Annotated in this window: 11 protein-coding genes and 1 rRNA gene; 10 read left to right on the top strand and 2 right to left on the bottom strand. The window is 72.0% G+C overall.

Features of this window, described 5'->3' with window-relative positions; translation table 11 throughout:
* Positions 1-176: 176 nt before the first annotated feature.
* From rrf to ACIQNG_RS23355, 3 genes are all read left to right on the top strand, one after another.
* Positions 177-293 (top strand): 5S ribosomal RNA (rrf, locus tag ACIQNG_RS23365).
* A gap of 159 nt (positions 294-452) precedes the next feature.
* Complete coding sequence (locus ACIQNG_RS23360) at positions 453-1592, top strand: hypothetical protein (protein ID WP_401487510.1); 1140 nt, start codon at positions 453-455, stop codon at positions 1590-1592.
* A complete protein-coding gene (locus ACIQNG_RS23355; protein ID WP_401487508.1) occupies positions 1484-2266 on the top strand; it encodes a tetratricopeptide repeat protein in 783 nt (260 codons plus the stop codon). Before ACIQNG_RS23360 ends, ACIQNG_RS23355 begins: the two co-directional genes overlap by 109 nt.
* 98 nt (positions 2267-2364) lie before the next feature.
* Here ACIQNG_RS23355 and ACIQNG_RS23350 read toward each other — a convergent pair whose 3' ends face one another.
* Entirely contained in the window at positions 2365-3654 is a 1290-nt protein-coding gene (locus ACIQNG_RS23350; protein ID WP_401487476.1) for a DUF1015 family protein, read from the bottom strand.
* Between the two features lie 115 nt (positions 3655-3769).
* Here ACIQNG_RS23350 and ACIQNG_RS23345 point away from each other — a divergent pair, with 115 nt between their 5' ends.
* From ACIQNG_RS23345 to ACIQNG_RS23330, 4 genes are all read left to right on the top strand, one after another.
* Positions 3770-4798: an HAD hydrolase-like protein gene (locus ACIQNG_RS23345; RefSeq protein WP_401487474.1), complete on the top strand. Its 1029-nt coding sequence runs from the start codon at positions 3770-3772 to the stop codon at positions 4796-4798.
* 44 nt (positions 4799-4842) lie between these two features.
* Positions 4843-5886: a FecCD family ABC transporter permease gene (locus tag ACIQNG_RS23340; RefSeq protein WP_401487472.1), complete on the top strand. Its 1044-nt coding sequence runs from the start codon at positions 4843-4845 to the stop codon at positions 5884-5886.
* 107 nt (positions 5887-5993) lie between these two features.
* The gene (locus ACIQNG_RS23335; RefSeq protein WP_401487507.1) at positions 5994-7058 is read left to right on the top strand and encodes a FecCD family ABC transporter permease; all 1065 of its coding nucleotides are present in this window, start codon (positions 5994-5996) and stop codon (positions 7056-7058) included.
* Positions 7055-7981, top strand: a complete 927-nt coding sequence (locus ACIQNG_RS23330) for an ABC transporter ATP-binding protein (RefSeq protein WP_401487470.1) — start codon at positions 7055-7057, stop codon at positions 7979-7981. The genes ACIQNG_RS23335 and ACIQNG_RS23330 overlap by 4 nt, the downstream gene beginning before the upstream one ends.
* On the opposite strand, the gene ACIQNG_RS23325 is transcribed toward ACIQNG_RS23330, so the two are convergent.
* On the bottom strand, positions 7965-8312 hold the full coding sequence (locus ACIQNG_RS23325; protein WP_401428728.1) for an SCP2 sterol-binding domain-containing protein: 348 nt from the start codon (positions 8310-8312) through the stop codon (positions 7965-7967). The two genes, ACIQNG_RS23330 and ACIQNG_RS23325, sit on opposite strands and share 17 nt — an antisense overlap.
* 155 nt (positions 8313-8467) lie before the next feature.
* Between ACIQNG_RS23325 and ACIQNG_RS23320 the strand changes: the two genes are divergently transcribed.
* The 3 genes from ACIQNG_RS23320 to ACIQNG_RS23310 are packed head-to-tail and all read left to right on the top strand — an operon-like array spanning position 8468 to position 10531.
* Positions 8468-8782 (top strand): hypothetical protein, encoded by a 315-nt coding sequence (locus tag ACIQNG_RS23320; protein ID WP_401487505.1) that lies wholly within the window; start codon positions 8468-8470, stop codon positions 8780-8782.
* Positions 8783-8789: 7 nt separating this feature from the next.
* A complete protein-coding gene (locus tag ACIQNG_RS23315; RefSeq protein ID WP_401487467.1) occupies positions 8790-9605 on the top strand; it encodes a TlyA family RNA methyltransferase in 816 nt (271 codons plus the stop codon).
* Complete coding sequence (locus ACIQNG_RS23310; RefSeq protein WP_401428732.1) at positions 9602-10531, top strand: NAD kinase; 930 nt, start codon at positions 9602-9604, stop codon at positions 10529-10531. The genes ACIQNG_RS23315 and ACIQNG_RS23310 overlap by 4 nt, the downstream gene beginning before the upstream one ends.
* The last annotated feature ends 196 nt before the right edge of the window (positions 10532-10727 follow it).

The following is a 10727-nucleotide window of genomic DNA, read 5'->3' as shown; positions in this document are numbered from 1 at the left end:
GTTGATAGGCCAGATCTGGAAGCGCCGTAAGGTGTGGAGGTGACTGGTACTAATAGGCCGAGGGCTTGTCCTCAGTTGCTCGCGTCCACTGTGTTAGTTCTGAGGCAACGACCGTTGCCGGTAAGAGCAGAACATCCAACTGAAAAGTGTGCTTGTTCGCTCGAAACCAATAGGGTTTCGGTGGTTATAGCGTGAGGGAAACGCCCGGTTACATTTCGAACCCGGAAGCTAAGCCTTACAGCGCCGATGGTACTGCAGGGGGGACCCTGTGGGAGAGTAGGACGCCGCCGAACAATCTTTGGAGGACCCCTGGTCCCAGCGTTCAGCTGGGACCAGGGGTCCTTTTGTTTTTACAATGCTTGTGTACCGAAGACAGGAGTCATCCATGTCCACCAACTCTCCCGACGAGCGACCGGAGCGCGACCAGCGGCGCCGGGACAGTGGTGCGCGCGGTGACCGCGGTGACCGCGGTGGCTTCCGCCGTGACAACGACCGTGGCGGTTTCCGGCGCGCTGGTGACAGCCGACGGGACAGCGGCCGGGACAGTGGCAGCAGTCGGGGTGGCGAGCGGCCCGCCGGCGACCGCGGGGGCTACGGCCGTCGCGATGACCGTCGCGATGACCGCCGTGACGATCGGCGTGATGGTGGGGAGCGGGGCTCCCGCCCGCCGTACCAGCAGCGGGACGACCGTGCGCGAGGACCGCGGCGGGATGACGACCGTGACCGGCGCGGGTTCCGCCGTGATGACCGAGGGGACCGTCCCGGTTTCCGGCGTGACGACCGTAACGATCGCGGTGACCGTCCTGCCTTCCGGCGCGATGACCGTAACGACCGTGGTGACCGTCCCGCTTTCCGGCGTGACGAGCGTAACGACCGTGGTGACCGCCCTGCCTTCCGGCGTGACGACCGTGGTGACCGTCCTGGCTTCCGGCGCGATGACCGTAACGATCGCGGTGACCGTCCGGGCTTCCGGCGTGACGACCGTAACGACCGTGGTGACCGCCCTGCCTTCCGGCGTGATGACGACCGGGGCGGATACCGCCGTAACGACGAGCGTGGTGGTGGCGATCGCGGTGGCTACCGTCGTAGCGAAGAGCGCGGTGGCGACCGCGGTGGGTTCCGGCGTGACGATCGCGATCGTGGGGGCTTCCGGCGGGACGACCGCCGCGATGACCGCCGCGATGACCGTCGTGACGATCGGCGGGGTGAGCGGCGGGACGGTGAGCGGCCGGAGTTCCGGCGTGACGACCGGCGTGATGACCGGCGTGACGACCGTGGGGGTTTCCGGGGGCGGGACGACCGTGGGGCGGCGCCGCGTGGGCCCCGGCGGGATGATCGGGGCGGGCGGCCCGGCGGGTTCCGGGGGCGGGACGACCGTCGGGACGACCGGGACCGTGGGTTCCGGGGGCGGGACGACCGGCGTGGGGGCGCCGGCGGTCGCTTCCGTGACGAGCGCGATCGGGACCGTGAGCCGATCAAGCGGCTGCCGATCCCCGAGGACGTCACCGGCGAGGAGATCGACAAGGACGTACGGCAGGAGCTTCAGAGTCTGCCCAAGACGCTCGCTGAGGATGTCGCCAAGAACCTGGTGATGGTGGCGCGGCTCATCGACGAGGACCCCGAAGGTGCCTACGGGTACTCGCGGGTCGCGTTGCGGCTGGCGTCGCGGGTCGCCGCCGTACGGGAGGCCGCCGGGTTCGCGGCGTACGCCAGTCAGAAGTACGGGGAGGCGCTCGCGGAGTTCCGGGCCGCTCGGCGGATGACCGGGGGCGTGGAGCTGTGGCCGGTGATGGCTGACTGCGAGCGGGGGCTCGGGCGGCCGGAGAAGGCACTGGACATGGCCGGGGCGCCGGAGGTGCAGAAGCTCGACAAGGCCGGGCAGGTGGAGATGCGGCTCGTCGCGGCCGGCGCCCGGCGGGACATGGGCCAGCTCGACGCGGCCATCGTGACCCTGCAGAGCCCTGAGCTGGCGTCGAACTCCGTGCAGCCGTGGACCGCGCGACTGCGGTACGCCTACGCGGACGCGCTGCTGGAGGCCGGGCGGAAGAACGAGGCGCGGGAGTGGTTCGCGAAGGCCGTCGAGGCGGACCGCGACGGCAGCACCGATGCCTCGGACCGGCTGGCCGAGCTGGACGGTGTGGAGTTCGTCGACGCGATGGACGAGGACGAGGCGGAAGCCTCTTCGGCCTCCGTCGAGGTCGATGACGACGAGGTCGATGACGAGGACGGGGACGAGGATGGGGATGACGATCGGGACCGGGGCTGATCAGGGCTTCCGGGGTGCCTGACGGGATGTGAGAAAGGGGCGGGACTCTCTTGGAGTTCCGCCCCTTTCGTATGTCCGGGGACTGTGGGCCCGGCGGTTCAGAGGTCCAGGACGCGCAGGACCAGGCCGGAGGCCGGTTTCGGGCCGAAGGAGGTCGACTTGCGGGGCATGGTGACGCCCTGGCGGGCGAGGTCGCGGACCAGTTCCTCGCGGACGGGGTGCATCAGGACGGCCGTACCGCCGTCCTGTTCCGCCTTCTCGACCGTCGCCGCCGTGTCGTGGATGTAGGCGATGTGGGCGGGGGAGTCCTCGGGGAGGTGCCAGATGTGGTCGAGCAGGGTGGCGTGCAGGACCGTGGCGTCCAGGGTGCGCCAGGCGGCGGGGCGGTCGGCGGGGACCGTACGGGCGAGGAGGTCCGGGTCCGGGCGGTCCACCAGGTGGAAGGTGCCGTCGCCGGCGAGGAGGTAGGCGTTGCTCTCCTCGGCGGCCTCGGCGAGGGCGGACAGCGCCTGGGGGAGGGAGGTGTCCAGTCGGCGGACGCGGAAGCGGCCCTTGAGGGCGGTGAGGGCGTCCGGGACGGGAAGCTGGTGGAGGAGGCGGTGGATGGCGCGTACCCGCAGGGGGTAGCGGGCGGTGTCGACCAGGAGGACCAGGCCGTGGTCCCAGGGGCTCGGTGAGGGGTGTTCCGCGCGCAGTCGGCGGTAGGTGGCCCAGCGGTGGTGGCCGTCGGCGATCAGGGCCTGGTGGCGGGCCAGGTCCGTGGTGACGGTGGTGAGGTCCGTGGGGTCGGTGATCGACCAGAGGCGGTGCCGGTAGCCGTCCTCCGTGGTGGTGGCCAGGAGTGGGGGCTTCTCCGCCGTGCGTTCGACGACCCCGGCCGTGGTCGTCGTGCTGTCGCCCCGGTAGGTGAGGAGCAGGGGTTCCAGGTTGGCGGAGGTGGCGCGCATCAGGTCGGCGCGGTCGGCCACCAGATGGGGCATGACGTCCTCGTGGGGGAGGACCACCTGTTCCGACGGGTCGGAGACGCGCAGGGTGCCGATGACTCCGCGTTGCAGCAGGCCCTCGCCGTCGCGCTGTTCGTAGACGTAGAGACCGGGTTCGGGGTCGGCGGTGAGGATGCCCTCGGCGCGCCAGCGGGTGAGGGTGGCCGCGGCCTGGGCGTTGCGGGCCTCGGGGGTGGGGGCCTGGGGGAGGATCAGCCGGACGATGTTGTGCGGGTCGGCGGCCTGGAGGTGGTGCAGGCCGTCGGGGCGGACCACGACGTCGTAGGGAGGGGACGTCACGGCGGCCAGGCTGCCGACCCGGTCGGGGTCGTAACGGAGGCCGCGGAACGGGGTGAGTTCCAGGCCCTGGCGCTCGGTGGCTTCCGAGTGACCTGCTGTGTTCATCCCGGCATCGTACGTGTGTCAGTGGCATGGGGGATGATCGGGGGAAAGCCGCTGAAGGCCGGTGCGCGGTGGTGCGGACCGGCGGAGGTCGGCGGGGTCGAGGAGCGAGGTGCGGATGAGTCAGCGGGTCAGGACCGGTCCCGGGAGCAGTGAGCGGGCGCTGAGTGCGGCGTACGACACGGCGCTGCTCGATCTCGACGGGGTGGTGTACGCGGGGGGTGTGGCGATCACGCACGCCGTCGAGTCGCTCGCGGTGGCCGGGGGCGGGGGGATGCGGCTGGCGTATGTCACGAACAACGCGCTGCGGACGCCGGACGCGGTGGCCGCGCACCTGACCGAGCTGGGCATACCGACGGACGCGGACGAGGTGATCACCTCGGCGCAGGCGGTGGCGCGGCTGATCTCCGAGCAAGTGCCCGCGGGGTCGCGGGTGCTGGTGATCGGCGGGGACGGGCTGCGGGTGGCGCTCCGGGAGCGCGGCCTGGAGCCGGTGGAGTCGGCGGACGACGAGCCGGTGGCGGTGGTGCAGGGGTACGGCGGGCCGGACCTGGCGTGGGGGCGGTTCGCGGAGGCCGCTTACGCCGTGGCGCGGGGGGTGCCGTGGTTCGCGTCCAACACGGATCTGACGATCCCCAGCGCGCGGGGGATCGCTCCGGGCAACGGGGCGGCGGTGGAGGTGGTGCGGATCGCCACGGGCGCGGAGCCCCAGGTGGCGGGCAAGCCGCTGCCGCCGATGCACCGCGAGACGATTCTGCGGACCGGGGCGAAGAGGCCGCTGGTGGTGGGGGACCGGCTCGACACGGACATCGAGGGCGCGTTCAACGGGGACGTCGACTCGCTGCTGGTGCTCACGGGGGTGACGGACGGGGCCCAGTTGCTCGCCGCGCCGCCGCGGCACCGGCCGACGTATGTGGACGCCGATCTGCGGGGGCTGCTCACCGGGCAGCCGGAGGTGACGGCGAGCGGGGACGGCTTCCGGTGCGGGGGATGGACGGCGAGAGCCGGTGTGGGGCGGCTGGAACTCGACGGGGACGGCGGGGCGCTCGACGGGCTGCGGGCGCTGTGTGCCGCGGCCTGGACGGCGGCCGGGGACGGGACGTGCGGGCTGGACGGGGGGAAGGCGCTGGCGCGGTTGGGGTGGTGAGCACAGGATCGTAGGCCGATGCGAGGGTAGGCTAACCTAACCTCGTGCTGGTCGAGAGCCCTCCCCTGTCGCGAGCGGAAGCCGTTTCCGCGCCGCCGACCCGCCGGGCGATCCGTGGCTTTGGGCTGCTGGTCGCCGTGGTGGTGCTGGTACTGGTCGCCCTGGCGAGCCTCGCGGTCGGCGCGAAACCGCTGTCGCTGGGCGAGGTCTGGCACGGACTGTTCCAGGACTCGGGGCGGTACGCCGATGTCGTGGTGGGCGACCGGTTGTCGCGGACCGTGCTCGGGGTGCTCGCGGGAGCGGCGCTCGGGCTGTCCGGCGCCGTGCTCCAGGCGCTCACCCGCAATCCGCTGGCCGATCCGGGGCTGCTCGGGATCAACGCCGGGGCGTCCGCCGCGGTCGTCACCGCCATCACCTACTTCGGGGTCACCGGTCTGACCGGGTATGTGTGGTTCGCCTTCGGGGGCGCGGCGGCGGTGGGGGCGGTGGTGTGGTTCCTCGGCGGCAGCCGCGGGGCGACCCCGGTACGGCTGGCGCTGTCCGGCACCGCGATCAGTGCCGCGCTGTACGGCTACCTCCAGGCCGTGATGATCATGGATCAGTCGGCGCTGGCCAAGATGCGCTTCTGGACCGTCGGTTCGCTGAACTCGGCGACCGGGGAGACCATCGTCCAGGTGCTGCCGTTCCTCGTGGGCGGCACGCTGCTCGCGCTGGGGCTGGCCCGGCCGCTCAACGCGATGGCGATGGGCGACGACACGGCCAAGGCGCTGGGAGCCCATCTGAACCGGACCCGGGCGCTGGCGATGCTCGCCGCCACCGTGCTGTGCGGGGCCGCCACCGCCGCCTGCGGTCCGATCGTGTTCGTCGGTCTGATGGTGCCGCATGTCGTGCGCTCGTTCACCGGGCCCGACATGCGCTGGATCCTGCCGTACGCCACCGTGCTGTCGCCCGTGCTGCTGCTCGGTGCCGATGTGATCGGCCGGGTCGTGGCGCGGCCCGCGGAGGTGCAGGTCGGCATCGTCATGGCGATCCTGGGCGGTCCGGTCTTCATCCATCTCGTACGACGGCGGAGGACGGCCCAGTGGTGAGGACCGCGGCGGATGCGGTGGATGCGGTGGATGCGGTGGATGCAGCGGACGCCGTGGACGCGGTGGACGCGGCGGGCGGGCCCGTCGGCAAGCGCGTGCGCGAAGGCATGGGGGAAGGCGGGCAGGAGAAGGCGCGGGGCGGTCCGCGGGTGGTGCGGACGCCGGGTGGGCTGTCGGTGCGGGTGGATGTCCGCGCGCTGACGGTCGTCGTGCTGCTGCTGCTCACGGCGCTGGCCGCGAGTGTGCTGCTGATCGGGACCGGCGACTTCCCGCTCCCGGCCGCGGACGTGCTGCGGACGCTGGCCGGACAGGGGGACGCGGGGCAGGAGTTCATCGTCAACGAACTGCGGCTGCCGCGGGTACTGGTCGGGCTGCTGGTGGGGGCCGCGCTGGGGCTGAGCGGGGCGCTGTTCCAGGCGATCTCCCGCAATCCGCTGGGCAGCCCGGACGTGCTCGGTCTCGGGCAGGGCGCGACGGCCGGCGCGCTGGTCGTGATCGTGCTGCTCTCCGGGAGCGCCGAGCAGGTCACCGTGGGGGCGCTGGTGGGTGGCCTGGCGACCGGTGCCGCCATCTATCTGCTCGCCTGGAAGCGGGGCGTGCACGGATACCGGCTGGTCCTGGTCGGCATCGGCATCTCGGCGATCGTCACGGCCGTCAACGGCTATCTGCTCACCAAGGCCGACATCGTGGACGCCTCCCGGGCCGTCGTCTGGATGACGGGCTCGCTCAACGGGCGGGGCTGGGAGCAGGTGTGGCCGCTGCTCGTGCTGTGCGCGGTCCTGGTGCCGCTGGTGCTCGCGGGCGGGCGCGGGCTGCGGTTGATGGAGATGGGCGACGATGTGTCGTACGCCCTCGGGGTGCGGGTGGAGCGGGTGCGGCTGGTGCTGATGCTGGCCGCCGTGCTGCTGACCGCCACCGCCACCGCGGCGGCCGGTCCCGTCGCCTTCGTGGCGCTCACCGCACCCCAGCTCGCCCGTCGTCTCACCCGGGCACCGGGCCCCCAGCTGCTGCCGTCGCTGTGCATGGGCGCCGCCCTGCTGGTCACCGCCGACTGGTGCTCGCAGCGGCTGTTCGGCGCCGATCAGCTGCCGGTGGGTGTGGTCACCGGCGTGCTGGGCGGCGGCTATCTGCTGTGGCTGCTGGTCACCGAGCGGCGGGCGGGGCGGATATGAGTGCTGTGAATCCGAAGATCTCTAGGAGTACCGTGAACCGCCTGTCCGCCGAGAACGTCACTCTCGCCTACGACCAGCGCGTCATCGCCGAGCAGTTGTCGGTGGAGATACCCGACAACTCCTTCACGGTGATCGTCGGCCCGAACGCGTGCGGCAAGTCGACCCTGCTGCGGGCGCTGTCGCGGATGCTCAAGCCGAGCGAGGGCCGGGTGCTGCTGGACGGGCAGGTCATCCAGTCGATGCCCGCGAAGAAGGTCGCCCGGACGCTGGGTCTGCTGCCGCAGTCGTCGATCGCCCCGGACGGGATCACCGTCGCCGACCTGGTCGGCCGGGGCCGCTACCCGCACCAGGGCCTGCTGCGCCAGTGGTCGGCCGAGGACGAGCGGGTCGTACAGGAGTCGATGGCACAGACCGGGGTCGCCGAGCTGGCCGAGCGGTATGTGGACGAGCTGTCCGGCGGGCAGCGCCAGCGGGTGTGGATCGCGATGGCGCTGGCCCAGCAGACGCCGCTGCTGCTCCTGGACGAGCCGACGACGTTCCTCGACATCCAGCACCAGATCGATGTGCTCGACCTCTGCGCGGAACTCCACGAGGAGCAGGGGCGGACGCTGGTGGCGGTGCTGCACGATCTCAACCACGCCGCCCGGTACGCCACGCACCTGATCGCGCTGCGCGGCGGTGAGGTGATCGCGCAGGGCGCCCCGAACGACATCGTGACCGCCGAGCTGGTCGAGCGGGTCTTCGGACTGCGCTGCCAGATCATCGACGATCCGGAGACGGGAACCCCGCTGGTGGTGCCGGCGGCACGGAAGGGGCGCGCGGGGGCTGTGGATCGTACGGGCGCTGTGGAGCGTACCGACGCGGTGGAGCGTACGGACGACGCTGTGCGGCTCGGTAAGGGTGTCGCTACAGAAGTTTCCTGAGCCGGAGCAGGTCGCGTACGCCCGCGGTCAGTTTCACCCGGCCCGAGCCCCAGGCGTGGGCGAAGTTCAGCCGGCCGTCGACCAGGGCCACCAGGTCGTCGCCGGTCATGGAGAGCCGGATCTGGGCCTTCTCGCGCGGCGGGCCCTCCAGCGTGTCGTGCACGGTGATCCCGCCGTCCGCCATGCGGCCCACGAAGGTGACGTCCAGGTCGGTGATGTGGCAGCTCACCGAGCGGTCCAGGGAGGTCGCCGCGCGGACATCGCCCTCGGCGCCCCGCAGACCGGCCGAGAGCCGTTCGAGTGCGCTGCGGCACTCCTCGATCGTCGCCATCGGACCGACGGTACCGCAGGGTCACGCGGTAGCGTCGGGGCATGAGCGACGCACTGCCGGGGACAGCCGGGGCCGACCCGTGGGCACGGTTCCTGGAGACGCAGGAAGAGCGGGAAGAGCAGGAAGAGCGGGAAGAGCGGCCGGAAGAACCGGAAGTGGGGCAGCCGGGGCAGCCGGAGGAGTCGCAGGGGGCGCAGGAGGCGCAGGAGGCGGACGGGGGCGCGGACGAGTTCCGGGTCGCGTATGAGCCCGCCGCTCCCGCCGCCCTCCAGGTGGCCCGGGCCGCCACCGGTGACGCCGAGGTCGATGCCCTGCTGGAGCGGCTGGCCGATGCCGACCACCTCGCCACGGACGGGCATGTGGAGGTGTACGAGGATGTGCACCGGGGGCTGCGTGACGCGCTGACCGCGCTCGACGCCCGCCCGGGACCTCCGGCGCCCCCGGCCTCGTACCACCAGAGCAGGAGCTGAACGCACCGTGGCAGGAGTCGCACGCCGCCGTCTGGACGCGGAACTGGTCCGCCGCAAGCTCGCGCGCTCGCGCGAGCACGCCAGCCAGCTGATCGCCGCCGGGCGGGTGAGCGTCGGGAGGACCGTCGCGACCAAACCCGCCACGCAGGTGGAGACGGCGGCGGCGATCGTGGTCTCCGCCGACGACCAGGACCCCGACTACGTGTCGCGGGGCGGGCACAAGCTCGCCGGGGCGCTGGCCGCCTTCGTGCCCGCGGGGCTGGTGGTCGAAGGGCGGCGGGCGCTGGACGCGGGCGCCTCGACCGGCGGATTCACCGATGTGCTGCTGCGCGCGGGCGCCGCGCGGGTCGTCGCCGTGGACGTGGGCTACGGCCAACTCGCGTGGAGTCTCCAGAGCGATGAACGCGTCACCGTCAAGGACCGTACGAACGTACGGGAGTTGACACTCGACGCGATCGACGGGGAGCCGGTGGATCTGGTGGTGGGGGATCTGTCCTTCATCCCGCTCGCACTGGTGCTGCCCGCGCTGGTGCGGTGTGTACGGACCGGGGCCGATCTGGTGATGATGGTCAAGCCGCAGTTCGAGGTGGGCAAGGAGCGGCTGGGCAGCGGCGGGGTGGTGCGCAGTCCGGAGCTGCGCGCCGAAGCGGTGCGCGCGGTGGCCGCGAAGGCGTGGGAGCTGGGCCTGGGAGTCAGGGGAGTGACCGCAAGTCCACTGCCCGGACCCTCGGGGAATGTCGAATACTTTCTGTGGCTGCGGGCCGGGGCTCCGGAACTGGACCCGGCCGACGTTGACCGTGCAGTGGCGGAGGGGCCGCGTTGACATCGAACCCATCTTGTGACGGCGCTCGTGACGGATCCCGTACGGTTTTCCTGCTCGCCCACACCGGGCGTCCGGCAGCGATCCGCAGCGCCGAGCTGGTGGTGAAGGGGCTGCTGCGCTCCGGTATCGGGGTGCGGGTGCTGGAGCACGAGGCGCGGGATCTGCCGCTCCCCGACGAGGTGCAGCTGGTCGGGGAGGCCACCCCGCAGTGCCTGGACGGGTGCGAGCTGCTGATCGTGCTCGGCGGCGACGGGACGCTGTTGCGGGGCGCGGAGTTCGCCCGGGCGTCCGGGGTGCCGATGCTGGGCGTCAATCTGGGGCGGGTCGGGTTTCTCGCCGAGGCCGAGCGGGACGATCTCGACAAGGTCGTGGACCGGGTGGTGTCCCGGGCGTACGAGGTCGAGGAGCGGATGACGGTCGATGTCGTCGTGCACAGCAACGGGGACATCGTGCACACCGACTGGGCGCTGAACGAGGCGGCGGTGCAGAAGGCCACCGCCGAGAAGCTCCTGGAGGTGGTGCTGGAGATCGACGGGCGGCCGGTGACGGGGTTCGGGTGCGACGGGATCGTGCTGTCCACACCCACCGGATCGACGGCGTACGCGTTCTCCGCCGGGGGGCCGGTGGTGTGGCCGGAGGTGGAGGCGCTGCTGATGGTGCCGATCAGCGCGCACGCGCTGTTCGCGAAGCCGTTGGTGACGTCGCCGGATTCCGTGCTGGCGGTGGAGGTGCTGCCGCACATCCCGCCGGGGGTGCTGTGGTGCGACGGGCGGCGGACCGTGGAGTTGCCCGCGGGGGCCCGGGTGGAGGTGCGGCGGGGGGCGGTGCCGGTGCGGTTGGCCCGGCTGCATCACGCGTCGTTCACGGATCGGCTGGTGGCGAAGTTCGCGTTGCCGGTGGCGGGGTGGCGGGGAGCGCCGCACTGACCTGCCGGTCGGGAGGCGGGCGCCCGCGCCCCGGGTGAGTGAGGGTGCCGGTGTCGAGGGCCGCCCGATCCTTCGGCGGTGCCACTCGGGTGGGTGATGCTCGGCGGCGGCGGGCCTGTGTCACCTGGGTCTTCACATCACAAGGGCAGGGGCCGTCGCACTTCACCATCATCACCTCGTAAGGTCGTGTCCGTGT

The organism is Streptomyces sp. NPDC091377 (genome assembly GCF_044757045.1).
In the GTDB taxonomy this organism is placed as follows: Bacteria; Actinomycetota; Actinomycetes; order Streptomycetales; family Streptomycetaceae; genus Streptomyces.
Note: the sequence above shows the minus strand (reverse complement) of the source record. Positions and strands in the feature narration are given on the sequence as shown.

Coding starts and splice junctions, on each gene's coding strand:
- ACIQNG_RS23335 (WP_401487507.1), top strand. CDS start 5,994: ATGGGGGAAGGCGGGCAGGAGAAGGCGCGGGGCGGTCCGCGGGTGGTG.
- ACIQNG_RS23345 (WP_401487474.1), top strand. CDS start 3,770: ATGAGTCAGCGGGTCAGGACCGGTCCCGGGAGCAGTGAGCGGGCGCTG.
- ACIQNG_RS23330 (WP_401487470.1), top strand. CDS start 7,055: ATGAGTGCTGTGAATCCGAAGATCTCTAGGAGTACCGTGAACCGCCTG.
- ACIQNG_RS23350 (WP_401487476.1), bottom strand. CDS start 3,654: ATGAACACAGCAGGTCACTCGGAAGCCACCGAGCGCCAGGGCCTGGAA.
- ACIQNG_RS23325 (WP_401428728.1), bottom strand. CDS start 8,312: ATGGCGACGATCGAGGAGTGCCGCAGCGCACTCGAACGGCTCTCGGCC.